Raw genomic sequence first — 16,581 nt, forward strand, 5'->3', positions numbered from 1 at the left:
CCGCGCGTACGCCCGGCGGCCTTTTTTCTTAGGCGCACAACGAGACTTACAGGGGAGAAACCATGAGCACCAAGATCGATCTCGAGCACAAGTTCAGCAAGGGCGTGGCCAGCGTCTGGAAGATGTACTCCGACCGTGCCTTCTTCGAGCGCAAGTACAAGGACTCCGGCTACAGCAACATCGAAGTGCTGGATTACCAGAGTTCCGCCAAGGGCTTTTCGATCACCGTCCGCTACGACGCCGGCTCCGACGCGCCGCTACCCGACTTCGCCAAGAAGTTCATTGGCGAGCGCATCAGCGTGACCCAGACCGATAGCTGGGACGCCGCCAGCAAGACCGGCAAGATCAGCACCGAGATCAAGGGCGCGCCGGTGAAGGTCACCGCCGAGATGAAGCTGGAAGGCGACGCCAAGAGCGCGGTCAACCGCATGAAGTGGACGCTGTCCTGCGGCATTCCGCTGGTTGGTGGCAAACTGGAGGCCCTGCTCGGCGAGGACGTCAAGGTGAAGTCGGCGCGCGATCAGACGGTGTCGGCCAAGATCCTGGCCGATTATTGAGCAGTACCCTTTTGCACCACTGCGAGCGAGCATGAACAAGCCGGAGTCCGAGAACAGCAGCCCCAATACCGGCAATGCCGACAAGGACAGCGGCCTCGCCGCTGCCGCCGCCAGCGCGGCGGCGGCCATGTTCGGGGTTCAGAGTTCCAAGGCCCACCAGCGCGATTTCCAGAAGGCCAGCCCCGGCAAGCTGATCTTCATGGGCGCGGTGATGGTCTGTGTGTTTGTCACCTGCGTGCTGTTTGCGGTGCGCTGCTCGCTGGAGCAGGCGGGTATGGCCGGCAACTAGCGCGGCGCCATGCGCCGCCATGGCGGCGCGCGAAAATCCTGGAAAGCCCGCAGCTCGCGGGCTTTTTTGTGGCCGCCGGTCTGCTAGCCTTCCCGGCACAAGAATCCTTTCGAGGGGAGAACGCCTGCATGTTGCAGAGCTTGCATGCTGCCTTGCTGACCGCACAGGCCAATTTTCTGGCGCATTGGTGGCTGTACCTGTCGATGCCGCTGATCGCAGCGGTGATCGGCTACGTCACCAAGATCGTCGCGGTGCGGATGATGTTCCAGCCGCTGGAATTCGTCGGCATCAAGCCCTACCTGGGCTGGCAGGGCGTGATCCCGCGCAAGGCCGAGAAGATGGCCAGCGTCGCGGTGGACGTGATCACCAGCCGGCTGATCACCGTAGAGGAAATCTTTGCCCGTCTCGACCCCCAGCAGATCGCCGCCGAGATCGAAAAGCCGATGCTCGGCGCGGTCGAGCAGATCACCCGGGAGGTGCTCTCGCAGTATCAGCCCGGGCTCTGGGAGCTGCTGCCCAACTTCGCCCGCGAGCGTCTGATCAAGCGCGTGCAGGCTGAGGCGCCGCAGGTGGTGGCGCAGGTCATGGCCGAGTTGCGCAGCAACATCGGGCAGGTATTCGACCTCAAGCACATGGTCATCACCGCGCTGCTGAGGGACAAGCAGTTGCTCAACCGGGTGTTCTCCGAAGTGGGGCGCAAGGAGTTCCGCTTCTTCGGCCACTCCGGTCTGGTGTTCGGCTTCATCATCGGTCTGGTGCAGATGCTGGTCTGGCTGTTCTACCAGTCGCCCTGGATTCTGCCCGCGTTCGGCTTGTTCATCGGCTTCGCCTCCGACTGGCTGGCCTTGCAGATGCTGTTCCACCCGAAGCAGCCGAAGAAGATCCTCGGTCTGACCTACCAGGGCCTGTTCCTGCGCCGCCAGCAGGAGGTCTCGCGCGACTACGCGCGACTGGTCGCCGACCAGATCATCACCCCCGCCAACATCTGGGAAGCGGTGCTGGAGGGGCCTGCCTCCGATCGCCTGTTCGCGCTGGTGCAGAAGCACGTCGAAAAGACCGTGGACGAGCAGGCCGGCTTCGCTCGTCCGCTGGTGGCCTTCGCCATCGGCTCGCGCCAGTACCAGCAGATGAAGCAGACCGTCACCGAGAAGCTGGTGCAGACCCTGCCCAAGACCCTGCGCCACGTCGATGGCTACGCCGAGGGCGCGATGGACATCCGCAACACCTTGCAGGCGCGCATGCAGAAGCTCAGCCCCGAGGAATTCGAGGGCATGTTGCGGCCGGCGTTCAAGGAGGACGAGTGGTCGCTGATCGTGGTCGGCGCGGTGCTCGGCTTCCTGGTCGGCGAGTTGCAGACCTTCATCATGCTGCACTGAGTCGGCGAGGACGGCCGCCAGCCGCCGCCGTCCTCACCGCAGCTTCTTGAGCTTGTAGAGCGCTTCTAGAGCCTGCTTGGGAGACAGCTCGTCGGGGTCCAGCGCGTCGAGTGCGGCCAGCGCCTTCGAGGGCGGCTCGGCGAACAGCGAGAGCTGCGGCGCCTTGCGGTCGGGCTTCGGAGCTTTTTCCGGCTGCTGTTCCAGCTCGGCGAGGATGCGCCGCGCCTGCTCGATCACCGGCTTGGGCACGCCGGCCAGTGCCGCTACGTGCAGGCCGTAGCTGCGGTTGGCTGGCCCCTCGCGGACGCTGTGCAGGAAGGCCAGGGTCTCGCCACCGGCATCAGCTCCGGCACCATTGCCGGACGTCGAGTATTCGGCGACTTCCAGATGGACATTGGCCACCCCGGGCTTCTCGCTGGCCAGCGCGGTGATCTCGAAGTAGTGCGTGGCGAACAGCGTGTAGGCACGCACCGCCACCGCCAGATGCTCGGCGCTGGCGCGCGCCAGCGACAGGCCGTCGTAGGTGGAGGTGCCGCGGCCGACCTCGTCCATCAGCACCAGCGACTGCTCGGTGGCGTTGTGCAGGATGTTGGCGGTCTCGCTCATCTCGACCATGAAGGTCGATTGCCCGGCGGCAAGGTCGTCGCCGGCGCCGATGCGGGTGTAGATGCGGTCGATGGGGCCGAGGCGCGCTGACGCGGCGGGCACGAAGCTGCCGGTGTGGGCGAGCAGGACGATCAGCGCCGCCTGACGCATGTAGGTGCTCTTGCCGCCCATGTTGGGGCCGGTGATGACCAGCAGGCGGCGCCCTTCATCCAGGCGCAGATCGTTGGGCGTGAACGGCTCGCTCAGGGTCGATTCCACCACCGGATGCCGACCCTGGACGATCTCGATGCCGCCGCTCTCCGCCAGCTCCGGCCGCACCAGCCGTAACTGCATGGCGCGCTCGGCGAAGGCGGCCAGCACATCGAGTTCGGCCAGCGCGGCGGCGGTCGCCTGCAGCGCCGGCAGATGGCCGGCCAGTTCTTCCAGCAGCGCCTCGTAGAGCGCCTTCTCGCGCGCCAGTGCGCGGTCGCGGGCGGACAGCACGGTGTCCTCGAAGCGCTTCAGCTCCTCGGTGATGTAGCGCTCGTAATTGGTGAGCGTCTGTCGGCGCGTGTAGTCGGCCGGGATCTTCGCGGCGTGGCTCTTGCCGATCTCGATGTAATAGCCATGCACCCGGTTGTAGGCGACCTTGAGGCTGTCGATGCCGCTGCGCTCGCGCTCGCGGCGTTCAAGGTCGAGCAGATAGCCGTCGGCGTTCTCCGACAGGCCGCGCAGCTCGTCCAAGGTCGCATCGTGGCCGGCGCGGAACACGCCGCCGTCGCGCGCCAGCAATGGCAGCGATTCGGCCAGCGCCCCGGCCAAGCGCTCGGTCAGCGCCTCGTGCTGACCCAGTCGCTCCAGTAGCTCGGTCAGACGGGCGGTGCTGGCACCGGCGAGCGCGCCGCGCACCGCCGGCAGGCTGGCGAGGGTGTCGCGCAGGCCGGCGAGGTCGCGCGGTCGCGCGCTGCGCAGGGCGATGCGGCCAGTGATGCGCTCCAGATCGGCGATGTCGCGCAGCGCCAGACGCAGCGGCTCGTGCAGCGGCTGAGCGCAGGGCGGGATGGCGGTGGAGGCAGCGAGCAGCTCCTGCACCGCATCCTGGCGGGCCGACAGCAGCTTGCGGTCGCGCAGCGGTCGCAGCAGCCAGGCGCGCAGCAGGCGGCTGCCCATATGGCTGACCGCGCTGTCCATCACGCTGGCAAGGGTGGGCGAGGGCTCGCCGGCCAGGGTGCGGTCGATCTCCAGATTGCGGCGGCTGGCGGCATCGAGGATCAGCGCCTCGTCGGGAATTTCCACCGTCAGGCCGGCGACGTGGGCGAGCTGTGCGCGGGCGGTTTCCGCGACATAGGCGAGCAGGGCGCCGGCCGCGCCTAGCGCCGGCTGCAAGTCCTCGGCGCCGAAGCCGCGCAGGTCGCGGGTGCCGAACTGCTCGGTCAGCTTGCGGCGGGCGGCGACGGCATCGAAGTGCCAGGGCGGACGCCGGCGCGCCGGGCTGCCGGAGAGGAAGTCGCTGAGCGTGGAGGCGAGATCGTCGGGGATCAGCAGCTCGCTGGGCCTCAGCCGCGCCAGCTCGCCGCTGAAGTCGCTGATCTTGCTGGTCTCCAGCACCCGGAAGCTGCCGGAGCTGAGTTCCAGCCAGGCCAGGCCATAGCGCCCGTCCTGCACGCAGACCGCAGCCAGGCGGTTGCTGCTGCGCGGGTCGAGCAGGGCTTCGTCGGTGGCGGTGCCGGGGGTGACGATGCGCGCCACCTCGCGGCGCACCGGTCCCTTGTCCACGCCCACCTCGCCGACCTGCTCGACGATGGCCGCCGACTCGCCGGCCTTGATCAGCCGGGCCAGGTAGTTGTCGAGCTGGTGGTAGGGCACGCCGGCCATCACCACCGGCTGGCCGGCGGATTCACCGCGCTGGGTGAGGGTGATGTTGAGCAACCGCGCCGCCTTGCGGGCGTCGTCGTAGAACAGCTCGTAGAAGTCGCCCATCCGGAACAGCACCAGGGTCGCCGGGAAGTCGGCCTTGATGCGCAGGTACTGTTGCATCAAGGGAGTGTGCGCGGCGGCCGGAGTCACGGTCATCGGTCGGGAAGTAGGCGGGTGGGGTCTATACTTGCGCCCCCATTATCGCAGCCCGCACCGCCTTGATCGCGCTTCACCGATGACCTGGACCCCTGAAAGCTGGCAGACCAAGCCGGTCGCGCAGCACCCGACCTATCCCGATCCCGCTGCCTTGCAGGAGGTGCTGGCCCAGCTCAAGCGGCTGCCGCCGCTGGTCACTTCCTGGGAGGTCAACAAGCTCAAGGCCGAGTTCGCCGCCGCCCAGCGTGGCGAGCGCTTCGTGCTGCAGGGTGGCGATTGCGCCGAGAGCTTCGCCGACTGCCGGCCGGAGCTGATCACCAACCGGCTCAAGGTGCTGCTGCAGATGAGCCTGGTGCTGACCCACGGGCTCAAGACCCGCGTCACCCGCGTCGGCCGCTTCGCCGGCCAGTACGCCAAGCCGCGCTCGGCGGACCTGGAGACCAAGAACGGACTGACGCTGCCCAGCTATCGCGGCGATCTGGTCAACGCGCCGGAATTCACTCCCGAAGCGCGGCGGCCCGATCCGCAGCGCCTGCTCGACGGCCATACCCGCTCGGCGATGACCATCAACTTCGTGCGCGGCCTGATCGACGGCGGCTTCGCCGACCTGCATCACCCCGAGTACTGGGATCTGGACTGGGTACAGCACGCGCCGCTGGCGGCCGAATACCAGACCCAGGTCGATGCCATCGGTGACTCGCTGCGCTTCATGGAAACCCTGGCCGGCGCACCGATCAGCGATTTCCAGCGCGTGGACTTCTTCACCAGCCACGAGGCCCTGCTGCTCTGGGCCGAGCAGGCGCAGACCCGGCAGGTGCCGCGCCAGCCCGGCTGGTACAACCTGTCCACCCATTTCCCCTGGATCGGTCTGCGCACGGCAGCGCTGGATGGCGCCCATGTCGAGTACTGCCGTGGCATCGCCAATCCCATCGGCGTCAAGGTCGGTCCGAGCATGGGCATCGACTGGGTGCTGGCCCTGTGCGAGGCGCTCAATCCGCAGCGCGAGGCCGGCAAGCTGGTGCTGATCCACCGCATGGGCGCCGGCAAGATCGAGCAGCACCTGCCGGCGCTGGTCGAGGCGGTGCGGAAGTCCGGGCACCCGGTGCTCTGGCTCTGCGACCCCATGCACGGCAACACCCAGAGCACCAGCAATGGTCTCAAGACCCGCGCCTTTGACGACATCGCCGGCGAGCTGACCAGCGCCTTCGCGATCCATCGTGCCGCCGGCTCGCGTCTGGGCGGCGTGCACCTGGAGCTGACTGGCGAAGATGTCACCGAATGCGTCGGTGGCGCCCGCAACCTGACCGAAACCGATCTGGAGCGCGCTTATCGCTCGCAGGTCGACCCCCGACTCAACTACGAACAGGCGCTGGAGCTGGCGATGAAGATCGTCGGCGTCCAGGGCCGCTGAGGAGCGCCGCATGAGCTTGCGCATCGGTATACACGGCGCCACCGGCCGCATGGGCCAGGCGCTGATCCAGGCGGTTGCCGCCGCCGACGGCGCGCGGCTGGCCGCCGCCATCGCGCCCGAGGGCACGCCCGGCTACGGCCTGGACGCCGGCTCCATGGTCGGCCTGCCGCCGGTCGGGCTGAGCGTGCACCACGATCTGGCGGCTGCCATCGCCGGCCTGGACGTGCTGATCGACTTCACCCGCCCCGAGGGCACGCTCGCCGCGCTGGCGCTGTGTCAGCAGCAGGGCAAGGCCTTGGTGATCGGCACCACCGGTTTCACGCCGGAGCAGAAGGCGGCGATTGCCGCTGCCGCGACGCAGATTCCCATCGTGCTGGCGGCCAATTTCAGCATCGGCGTCAACGTCGTGCTGAAGCTGCTGGAGCAGGCCGGCAAGCTGCTGAACGAGGGCTATGACGTCGAGATCGTCGAGGCCCATCACCGCCACAAGGTCGATGCCCCCAGTGGCACCGCGCTGCGCATGGGTGAGGCGGTGGCGCTCGGCCTGGGGCGTGACCTGAAGACCTGCGCGGTCTACGAGCGCTACGGCCACACCGGCGCCCGCGATGCGCAGACCATCGGCTTTTCCACCGTGCGCGGCGGCGACGTGGTCGGCGACCACAGCGTGCTGTTCCTGGGCGACGGCGAACGGGTCGAGATCGCCCACAAGGCGACCAGCCGCATGAACTTCGCGCGCGGCGCGGTGCGCGCGGCGCAGTGGCTGGCCACGGCCAAGCCAGGGCTGTACGACATGCCGGATGTGTTGGGGCTGTAGTCCGCTAAGCTGGGGTTCCCGCGATCCGGAGCGCTCGACATGAAATCCCTGGCCATACTCGCCGCCCTCGCCATGGCTCCGGTTCTGGCGGCCGCCGCGCCCGTCGATCTGCATGCGGAGATCGACCGCCTGAGCGCCCAGATCGAGCCCCAGGTCATCAAGAACCGCCGCCACCTGCACCAGCACCCGGAACTCTCGAACCGCGAGTTCGAGACCGCCAAGTTCGTCGCCGCCCGGCTCAAGGGGCTGGGCCTGGAGGTGCAGACCGGAGTGGCCCACACCGGGGTGGTGGCGGTGCTCAGAGGCGGGAAGCCGGGGCCGGTGGTGGCGCTGCGCGCCGACATGGATGCGCTGCCGGTGGTCGAGGAAGTTGATCTGCCGTTCGCCTCCAAGGTCCGCAGCAGCTACGACGGCAAGGACGTCGGCGTGATGCACGCCTGCGGTCACGACGCTCACACTGCGATCCTGCTCGGCGCCGCCGAGGTGCTGGCGCAACTCAAGCCGCAGTTGGCGGGCACGGTGAAGTTCATCTTCCAGCCGGCCGAGGAGAGCGCGCCGGTCGGGGAGGAAGGCGGTGCCCAGCTCATGCTCAAGCAGGGCGTGTTCGACCAGGCCCCCAAGCCGGAGGCGATCTTCGGCCTGCATGTGTTCGCGCAGTGGGAGGTCGGCGAGCTGCTGGTGAAGGAAGGCGGGGCGATGGCCAGCGCCGACAGTCTCGACATCCTGGTCAGGGGCAAGCAGACCCACGGCGCGGCACCCTGGCAGGGCATCGACCCCATCGTCGTCGCCAGCCAGATCGTGATGGGCCTGCAGACGGTCGCCTCGCGGCAGATGAACATCGGCAAGGAGCCGGTCATCGTCACCATCGGCAAGATCGACGGCGGTGTGCGCAACAACATCATCCCCGACCAGGTGGTGATGAAGGGCACGCTGCGGGCGCTCGACGACGGCATGCGTGCGGAGTTGCACCAGCGGGTGACCCGCACCGCGCAGAAAATCGCGGAAGCAGCGGGGACCACGGCCGAGGTCACCATCGGTGCCGAGTCGGACTACCCGGTGACGGTCAACGATCCGGCCCTGGTGGCACGCATGCGCCCGACCCTGGCGCGGGTCGCCGGCGGCCCGGTGAAGACCCCGGACGCGATGCTCGGCGCCGAGGACTTCTCCTACTTCGCGCAGCGGGTGCCCGGTCTGTTCGTGTTCCTGGGCGCGCGGCCCAAGGGCGAGGCGCCGGAGAAGTTCGCCGCCAACCATTCGCCGCGCTTCCATCTGGACGAGGGAGTGCTGCCGATAGGCGTGCGCACCCTGGCCAATCTGGTGGTGGACTATGCCGCGACGGTCCAGCCCTGAGCGGGCCTGGCGGCCGGAACGAGGGCGTTCGTGACCGCGCCCGGCGTTGATGCGCTGCTGCGCTCAGTGGCGGACGGCAAGCTGCGGCAGGACTGCTATTTCCTGGTCAAGCTGATGCAGAACGTGGTCGGCGAGCCGGCGCGGGTCTGCGGCGATTCGGTGCTGGGCTTCGGCAGTCGCCCCGGGCGCGCCGCCGGTGCCGAAGGCGATTTCCGGCTGGGCTTCGCGCCGCGCCGCAACGAGATCACCCTCTACCTGGGTGGCGGCCTGGAAGGTCTGGAGACCATCGTCGCGCGACTGGGGAAGTACCGCGCCGGCAAGGCCTGTCTGCACCTCAAGGGCCTCGACGGCATCAATCCGACGGTGCTCCAGCAGTTGCTCGTCGAAGCCAACGCGCGGGCGAGGGCAGGGTGAGTTCGGCGACCACGGGGCCGCGCAAGGGGCGCGGCGCGGTTTCCAATGCCGACAGCCGTTTCAGCGCGCACTCACATGCGGTTTTCCACGACGACTGGGACATCCAGGAAGACCCGGCGCCGACGCTGGAGACCCAACTGATTCCGGAGCGCAGCAAGACCATCCTCACCCGCAACGACTCGCCGGACATCCCGTTCGAGTACTCGATCAACCCCTACAAGGGCTGCGAGCACGGCTGCATCTACTGCTACGCGCGCCCGACCCACGCCTACCTGAGCCTGTCGCCGGGCCTCGATTTCGAGACCAAGCTGTTCTACAAGCCGGAGGCGGCGCAGTTGCTGCGCCAGGAGCTGGCGGCGCCCGGCTACCGGCCTTCGGCGATCAATCTCGGCAGCAGCACCGACCCCTACCAGCCCTGCGAGCGCGAGCTGAAGCTGACCCGGAGCGTGCTGGAAGTGCTGCTCGAAGCGCGCCATCCGGTGGCCCTGGTCACCAAGGGCGTGCTGGTGCTGCGCGACCTCGATCTGCTGGCGGAGATGGCCAAGCTCGATCTGGTGGCGGTCTACATCAGCCTGACCACGCTGGACCCGGCGCTGAAGCGCATCCTGGAGCCGCGCGCCGCCAGCCCGGGCGCGCGGCTGCGCGCGATCCGCGAACTGCGTGCAGCCGGGGTGCCGGTGGGCATCAATGCCTCGCCGATGATCCCGCGCATCAACGATCACGAGCTGGAGCGGATTCTCGAAGCCGCCAGCGAGGCCGGTGCGCAAAGGGCCAGCACCATCCTGGTGCGACTGCCGCGCGAGGTCTCGCCGCTGTTCCAGGAATGGCTGGCGAGCCACTACCCGGACCGCGCCCAGCACGTCATGAGCCTGATCCGCGACACCCGTGGCGGCGCTGATTACCAGGCCGACTGGGGCAGCCGCTTCCGTGGCAGCGGTCCGGTGGCGGAGCTGCTGCGCCGGCGCTTCGAGCTGGCCTGTCGGCGTCTGGGCCTGGCCACTGGCGAGCGCCTGAGCTTGAGTGCCGCGCGATTTCGGCCGCCTTCTCTCGGTGGCCAGATGGGGCTGTTCTAGCTTTCTCCGAGCCTCGTCCGCATGGACGAAATGGCCTAAAACCACTAAACTATCGCCTTAATCCTGAAGAAGGGGGCCAAAAGCCCCCTTTTTCATGGCCGCACCCCGACGTTCGAGAGCCCCTGCGACCATGAACCTAGCTACGCCCGCCCTGTTGGCCCTTGCCGATGGGTCTGTTTTTAAAGGCATTTCCGTTGGCGCCGAAGGTGCCACGACCGGGGAAGTGGTGTTCAACACCGCGATGACCGGTTATCAGGAAATTCTCACTGATACCTCCTACACCGACCAGATCGTTACCCTGACTTATCCGCACATCGGTAATGTCGGGGTCAACGCCGAGGATGACGAGTCCGGCAAGGTGCGCCTGGCCGGGCTGGTGTTGCGCGAGGTGCCGCGCAAGCCCTCCAATTTCCGCTCCAGCCAGGATTTCCGCGCCTATCTGGCCGAGCAGGGCACGGTGGCCATCGCTGGCATCGACACCCGCCGCTTGACCCGCATCCTGCGCGACAAGGGTGCCCAGAACGGCGCCATCGTCGCTGGTCCCGGCGTCACTGCCGAGCAGGCGCTGAGCGCTGCGCGCGGCTTCAAGGGCCTGAAGGGCGCCGATCTCGCCAAGCTGGTGTCGGTGAAGGAACCCTATGCCTGGACCAAGGGTTCCTGGACGCTGGAGACCAATCGCGAGACCGAACTGAACAATCCGCGCTTCAAGGTCGTGGTTTACGACTTCGGCATCAAGCGCAACATCCTGCGCATGCTGGTGGATCGCGGCTGTCAGCTGACCGTGGTGCCGGCGCAGACGCCGGCGGCCGAGGTATTCAAACTCAAGCCGGACGGCGTGATGCTCAGCAACGGCCCCGGTGACCCGGAGCCATGCACCTACGCCATCGCCGCCGCTCGCGAATTCATCGCCAGCAAGACGCCCCTGTTCGGCATCTGCCTCGGTCACCAGATTCTCGGCCTCGCCGCCGGCGCCAAGACCTTGAAGATGAAGTTCGGCCATCACGGTGCCAACCATCCGGTTCAGGATCTCAGCACCGGCCAGGTGATGATCACCAGTCAGAACCACGGCTTCGCGGTGGACGAGGCGACGCTGCCCGCCAATGTGAAGGTTACTCACCGTTCGCTGTTCGACGGCTCCAACCAGGGCATCGCCCTGACCGACGCCCCGGCCTTCAGCTTTCAGGGGCACCCCGAAGCCAGCCCGGGTCCGCATGACGTCGGCGTGCTGTTCGACCGTTTCATCCAGCTGATGGCGGCGAAGTAGGGCGGCCATGTTCGGCATCACCGACCTGACCGCCTACCTGATCGGTACGGTGGTCATCATTCTGCTGCCCGGTCCGAACTCCCTGTTCGTGCTCAGTGTGGCGGCCCGCCAGGGTGTGCGCGATGGCTACCGGGCGGCGGCGGGCGTGATGGTTGGCGATGCGATCCTGATGCTGGCCTCGGTGCTCGGTGTGGCGGCTCTGGCCAAGGCTTATCCGAGCGCCTATCTGGCGCTGCGGCTGGCCGGGGCCGCGTATCTGGCCTGGTTGGGGCTGGGTTTGCTGCGTGCGGGTGCCGAAGCCTGGCGTCAGTCGCGGTCGGCGGATTCGATGCCGTCGGTGCCGCTGGCGCGGGTGGAAAACCCCTTCGCCCGGACCGTCGGCATCTGCCTGACCAACCCGAAGGCGATCCTGTTCTTCATGTCCTATTTCATCCAGTTCGTGGACCCGGTCTACCCGCATCCCGGGCTGAGTTTCACCTTGCTGGGGCTGATGCTGCAGACGATCAGCTTCCTGTACCTCACCGCCCTGATCTTCGCCGGCAGCCGCCTGGCGGAGAGCGTCCGCTCCCGTCGCCGCCTGGCGGCGGGTGGGACCGGTCTGGCCGGTGTCCTGTTCATGGCGTTCAGCGCCAAGCTGGCGACCGCCAGTCTTTGATGAGAGTGAGAGTTCCATGCCGAAACGCACAGACCTGAAGAGCATCCTGATCATCGGCGCCGGCCCGATCATCATCGGCCAGGCCTGCGAGTTCGACTACTCCGGAGCGCAGGCCTGCAAGGCCCTGCGCTCCGAGGGTTACCGGGTGATCCTGGTCAACTCCAATCCGGCGACGATCATGACCGACCCGGAGATGGCCGATGCCACCTACATCGAGCCGATCCGCTGGGAGACCGTGGCGCGCATCATCGAGAAGGAAAGGCCCGACGCGGTGCTGCCGACCATGGGCGGCCAGACCGCGCTGAACTGCGCGCTGGACCTGGTCAAACACGGGGTGCTCGACAAGTACGGCGTGCAGCTGATCGGCGCCAACGCGCATGCCATCGACCTCGCCGAAGACCGCCTGAAGTTCCGCGACGCGATGACCGAGATCGGCCTGGGCTCGGCCAAGTCCGGCGTCGCCCACTCGATGGACGAGGCGCGCGAGCTGCAGAAGTACGTCGGCTTCCCGGCCATCATCCGGCCCAGCTTCACGCTCGGCGGCTCGGGTGGCGGTATCGCCTACAACATCGAGGAATTCGAGGAGATCGTCTCCCGTGGCCTCGATCTTTCCCCGACCACCGAGGTGCTGATCGAAGAGAGCCTGCTCGGCTGGAAGGAATTCGAGATGGAGGTCGTTCGCGACAAGAACGACAACTGCATCATCGTCTGCTCCATCGAGAACTTCGATCCGATGGGCGTGCACACCGGTGACTCGATCACCGTCGCGCCGGCGCAGACGCTCACCGACAAGGAATACCAGATCATGCGCAACGCCTCGCTGGCGGTGCTGCGCAAGGTGGGTGTGGAGACCGGCGGCTCCAACGTGCAGTTCGCGGTCAATCCCAAGGACGGCCGCCTGATCGTCATCGAGATGAATCCGCGCGTGTCGCGCTCGAGCGCGCTGGCGTCCAAGGCCACCGGCTTCCCGATCGCCAAGGTCGCCGCCAAGCTGGCGGTCGGCTACACGCTGGACGAACTCAAGAACGAGATCACCGGCGGCGTCACCCCGGCTTCGTTCGAGCCCAGCATCGACTACGTGGTGGTGAAGATTCCGCGCTTCACCTTCGAGAAGTTCCCGGCCGCCGACTCGCGCCTGACCACGCAGATGAAGAGCGTCGGCGAGGTGATGGCCATGGGCCGCAACTTCCAGGAGGCGCTGCACAAGTCCATGCGCGGCCTGGAGACCGGCAGCGACGGCTTCGACCCGCAGGTGCCCGATCACTCGGCAGAGTCGATCTCGCGCATCCGCGAGGAGTTGGCGACGCCGCGCGGCAAGCGGCTCTGGTACGTCGGCGATGCCTTCCGTGCCGGCCTGGGCCTGGAGGAAATCTTCCGCGCTTCGAAGATCGACCCCTGGTTCCTGGAGCAGATCGAGGAACTGATTCTCACCGAGAAGGCGATCACCGGCAGTCGCATCGACCAGTTGGACGCCGACACCCTGCGTAGCTGGAAGCGTCTCGGCTTCTCCGACCGTCGCATCGCCAAACTCATCGGCGTGATGGAGCTGGAAGTGCGCGCCCGCCGCCATGCTTTGGGCGTGCGGCCGGTCTACAAACGGGTGGACACCTGCGCCGCCGAGTTTCCCTCCGACACCGCCTATCTCTACTCCAGCTACGACGAGGAGTGCGAGGCGCAGCCGAGCGGCCGCGACAAGATCATGGTGCTGGGCGGTGGCCCGAACCGGATCGGGCAGGGCATCGAGTTCGACTACTGCTGCGTCCACGCCAGCCTCGCTCTGCGCGAGGATGGTTACGAGACCATCATGGTCAACTGCAATCCCGAGACGGTGTCCACCGACTATGACACCAGCGACCGCCTGTACTTCGAGCCGCTGACCTTCGAGGACGTGATGGAGATCATCGACCTCGAAAAGCCCAAGGGCGTGATCGTGCAGTTCGGTGGCCAGACGCCGCTGAAGCTGGCGCGCCAGCTGGAAGCCGCCGGCGCGCCGATCATCGGCACCACGCCGGATTCCATCGACCTCGCCGAGGACCGCGAGCGCTTCCAGAAGCTGGTCGATGAACTGGGGCTGCTGCAGCCGCCAAACGGCACCGCCACCTCGCTGGAAACCGCGCTGGCCGCCGCCAAGAAGGTCGGCTATCCGAGCGTGGTGCGCCCAAGCTACGTGCTCGGCGGCCGCGCCATGGAGATCGTCCACGACGACGCCGACCTGACCCGCTACATCCGCGAGGCGGTGCAGGTCAGCAACGACTCGCCGGTGCTGATCGACCGCTTCCTCGATGACGCCATCGAGGTTGATGTCGATGCGCTTGCCGACGGCAGCGGCGCGGTGGTGATCGGCGGCATCATGGAGCACATCGAACAGGCTGGCGTGCACAGCGGTGACTCCGCCTGCTCGCTGCCGGCCTACTCGCTGCCGGCACCGGTGCTGGACGAGATCCGTGAGCAGACCGTGAAGCTGGCTCGCGCACTCAAGGTCAATGGTCTGATGAACGTGCAGTTCGCGGTGCAGGCCAGCCGGGTATTTTTGCTCGAGGTCAATCCGCGCGCCTCGCGCACCTCGCCGTTCGTCAGCAAGGCCACCGGTCGTCCGCTGGCGAAGATCGCCGCACGCTGCATGGCCGGCCAGTCCCTGGCCTCGCAGAACGTGCTCGAAGAGCTGGTGCCCAAGCACTACTCGGTGAAGGAGTCGGTGTTCCCGTTCAACAAGTTCCCGGGCGTCGATCCGCTGCTGGGGCCGGAGATGAAGTCCACCGGCGAGGTGATGGGCGTCGGCGACAGCTTTGGCGAGGCTTTCAACAAGGCTCTGCTGGCGGCGGGCATGGTGGTGCCGGAGTCCGGTACCGCGTTCATCAGCGTGCGCGAGCAGGACAAGCCGCGTGCCGTCGATCTCGCCCGCGCCTTGGTCGCCAAGGGCTTCAAGGTGGTGGCAACCTCGGGCACCGCCCGGGTCATTGCCGCCGCCGGGTTGCCCTGCGAGTCGATCAACAAGGTTAAGGAAGGCCGTCCGCACTGCGTGGATGCGATCAAGAACGGCGAGATCCACTTCGTCTGCAACACCACCGAAGGCAAGCAGTCGATCGAGGAGAGTCGCTCGATCCGCGCGGCAGCGATGCAGCACAAGCTCTGCTACTTCACGACCCTGGCTGGCGCGCTGGCGGCGGCTCTGGCCATGGACCATCTCGACAACGTGCAGGTCAACCGCCTGCAGGACCTGCACTAACATCAACCGCCGACCTGCGGCGCCGGCCCACGCTTAGGCGGGGCCAGAGCGCCGCTGGCGAGCGAACACTGGAAACCGTTTGACATGATCAAGACCCCCATGACCCTGCGAGGCGCCGAAAAGCTTCGCGAAGAGCTGCGCGAGCGCAAGTCCGAGCTGCGTCCGAAGATCATCGCCGCCGTCGAGGAGGCCCGCGCCCACGGTGACCTCAAGGAGAACGCCGAGTACGCGGCCGCCCGTGAGCAGCACGGCTTCAACGAAGGCCGCATCACCGAGATCGAGGCCAAGCTTTCCAATGCCCAGGTGATCGACCCGACCAAGCTGCCGCACAACGGCAAGGTGGTGTTCGGGGTCACCGTCGAGCTGGTGGACAGCGACAGCGGCGAGGAGCTGCGCTACCAGATCGTTGGCGAGGACGAGGCCGACATCAAGCAGAACCTGATCTCGGTGAATTCCCCCATTGCCCGTGCGCTGATCGGCAAGCTGGAAGGCGACGCGGTGGGTGTTGCCACGCCGCGTGGCACGCGCGAGCTGGAAATCGTCGCGGTGCACTACCTGTAGGGCCTGCTGATGCCAACGGGACCGCTGCGTTGCGAGTCAAAACCGCGTCAGGCAAGGCGCCGCACGACGCGAAGGCTTTTTGCCTGCGCCAGGCCGGTAACGCCGCATGACACGGTTTTGGCCGCAAGCCTTCGGGGCGGGACGGTTTTGGCGCATTGCTTCGTCAGCAAGTCTTTCAATATCGACATATTGCGCAGCCTTGCTTTCTGGCACTGCGCCAAAATCGCCTTCCGCCGCAGCGATCCCATTGGCGTCAGCAGGCCCTCATGAGCCAGAAGCGCCGCCCGTCCTCCGCCCGCTGGCTGGCCGAGCACAACGCCGACCACTATGTGCAGGAGGCGCGGCGTCTGGGCTATCGCTCGCGGGCGGTGTTCAAGCTGCAGGAACTCAACGAGCGCGACCGTCTGATCAAGCCAGGCATGGCCCTGGTCGACCTCGGTGCGGCCCCCGGCGGCTGGAGTCAGATGGCCCGGCCCATGGTCGGTGCCAAAGGCCGGGTGATCGCCACCGACATCCTCGACATTGAGCCGATCCCCGGCGTCGACTTCCTCTGCGGGGACTTTCGCGAGGAATCCGTACTGAAGGGGGTGGAGGCGCTGGTCGGAGAGCAGGCGCTGGACCTTGTGTTGTCCGACATGGCCCCCAACATCTCTGGCATTGATGCATCCGACCAGGCGGCCAGCCTGTATTTGTGTGAGTTGGCACTGGAGTTCGCCCGGCTGCATCTCAAGCCTCAGGGCACCTTCGTGGTGAAGGTATTCCAGGGCGAAGGGTTTGACGCTTATTTGAAGCAGGTTCGGGCGCTGTTCGGTTCTGTGGCCATTCGCAAACCCAAAGCCAGCCGCCCACGCTCCAGCGAGGTTTATCTGGTGGCGAAGAACTTTCGCCGGGTGTAAGGTCAAAACGTGCGAATTTTCTGTAGTAGTCGGAAGT

Annotated in this window: 14 protein-coding genes; 13 read left to right on the forward strand and 1 reads right to left on the reverse strand. The window is 66.8% G+C overall.

Going from position 1 to position 16,581, the window contains the following annotated elements; genetic code table 11:
• The first annotated feature begins 62 nt into the window (after positions 1–62).
• From ED208_RS07810 to ED208_RS07820, 3 genes are all read left to right on the forward strand, one after another.
• Positions 63–557, forward strand: coding sequence for a DUF2505 domain-containing protein (locus tag ED208_RS07810; RefSeq protein ID WP_123211334.1), 495 nt, complete (start codon positions 63–65; stop codon positions 555–557).
• Positions 558–588: 31 nt separating this feature from the next.
• A complete protein-coding gene (locus ED208_RS07815; protein ID WP_123211335.1) occupies positions 589–846 on the forward strand; it encodes a DUF2970 domain-containing protein in 258 nt (85 codons plus the stop codon).
• A gap of 128 nt (positions 847–974) precedes the next feature.
• A complete protein-coding gene (locus tag ED208_RS07820) occupies positions 975–2,222 on the forward strand; it encodes a DUF445 domain-containing protein (RefSeq protein ID WP_123211336.1) in 1,248 nt (415 codons plus the stop codon).
• A gap of 33 nt (positions 2,223–2,255) precedes the next feature.
• On the opposite strand, the gene mutS is transcribed toward ED208_RS07820, so the two are convergent.
• Entirely contained in the window at positions 2,256–4,880 is a 2,625-nt protein-coding gene (gene mutS / locus ED208_RS07825; RefSeq protein WP_123211337.1) for a DNA mismatch repair protein MutS, read from the reverse strand.
• A 79-nt stretch (positions 4,881–4,959) separates the two neighbouring features.
• Between mutS and ED208_RS07830 the strand changes: the two genes are divergently transcribed.
• The 10 genes from ED208_RS07830 to rlmE all read left to right on the forward strand — a co-directional run bounded on the left by ED208_RS07830 (position 4,960) and on the right by rlmE (position 16,544).
• Entirely contained in the window at positions 4,960–6,291 is a 1,332-nt protein-coding gene (locus ED208_RS07830) for a class II 3-deoxy-7-phosphoheptulonate synthase (RefSeq protein WP_123211338.1), read from the forward strand.
• A 10-nt stretch (positions 6,292–6,301) separates the two neighbouring features.
• On the forward strand, positions 6,302–7,105 hold the full coding sequence (gene dapB / locus ED208_RS07835; protein WP_123211339.1) for a 4-hydroxy-tetrahydrodipicolinate reductase: 804 nt from the start codon (positions 6,302–6,304) through the stop codon (positions 7,103–7,105).
• Positions 7,106–7,144: 39 nt separating this feature from the next.
• Positions 7,145–8,455 (forward strand): amidohydrolase, encoded by a 1,311-nt coding sequence (locus ED208_RS07840; RefSeq protein ID WP_123211340.1) that lies wholly within the window; start codon positions 7,145–7,147, stop codon positions 8,453–8,455.
• A 30-nt stretch (positions 8,456–8,485) separates the two neighbouring features.
• Positions 8,486–8,869 carry a DUF1801 domain-containing protein gene (locus ED208_RS07845; RefSeq protein WP_123211341.1) on the forward strand — a complete coding sequence of 128 codons (384 nt, stop codon included), beginning with the start codon at positions 8,486–8,488 and terminating at the stop codon, positions 8,867–8,869.
• On the forward strand, positions 8,866–9,942 hold the full coding sequence (locus ED208_RS07850) for a PA0069 family radical SAM protein (protein WP_123211342.1): 1,077 nt from the start codon (positions 8,866–8,868) through the stop codon (positions 9,940–9,942). The genes ED208_RS07845 and ED208_RS07850 overlap by 4 nt, the downstream gene beginning before the upstream one ends.
• Before the next feature lie 130 nt (positions 9,943–10,072).
• A complete protein-coding gene (carA, locus tag ED208_RS07855) occupies positions 10,073–11,206 on the forward strand; it encodes a glutamine-hydrolyzing carbamoyl-phosphate synthase small subunit (protein WP_123211343.1) in 1,134 nt (377 codons plus the stop codon).
• A gap of 7 nt (positions 11,207–11,213) precedes the next feature.
• A complete protein-coding gene (leuE, locus tag ED208_RS07860; RefSeq protein WP_123211344.1) occupies positions 11,214–11,861 on the forward strand; it encodes a leucine efflux protein LeuE in 648 nt (215 codons plus the stop codon).
• 16 nt (positions 11,862–11,877) lie between these two features.
• On the forward strand, positions 11,878–15,087 hold the full coding sequence (carB, locus tag ED208_RS07865; RefSeq protein ID WP_123211345.1) for a carbamoyl-phosphate synthase large subunit: 3,210 nt from the start codon (positions 11,878–11,880) through the stop codon (positions 15,085–15,087).
• A gap of 84 nt (positions 15,088–15,171) precedes the next feature.
• Positions 15,172–15,648, forward strand: a complete 477-nt coding sequence (greA, locus tag ED208_RS07870; RefSeq protein ID WP_123211346.1) for a transcription elongation factor GreA — start codon at positions 15,172–15,174, stop codon at positions 15,646–15,648.
• Between the two features lie 266 nt (positions 15,649–15,914).
• Positions 15,915–16,544, forward strand: a complete 630-nt coding sequence (gene rlmE, locus ED208_RS07875) for a 23S rRNA (uridine(2552)-2'-O)-methyltransferase RlmE (RefSeq protein ID WP_123211347.1) — start codon at positions 15,915–15,917, stop codon at positions 16,542–16,544.
• Positions 16,545–16,581 lie beyond the last annotated feature (37 nt).

It is taken from the genome of Stagnimonas aquatica (assembly GCF_003730135.1).
Taxonomy (GTDB): domain Bacteria; phylum Pseudomonadota; class Gammaproteobacteria; order Nevskiales; family Nevskiaceae; genus Stagnimonas; species Stagnimonas aquatica.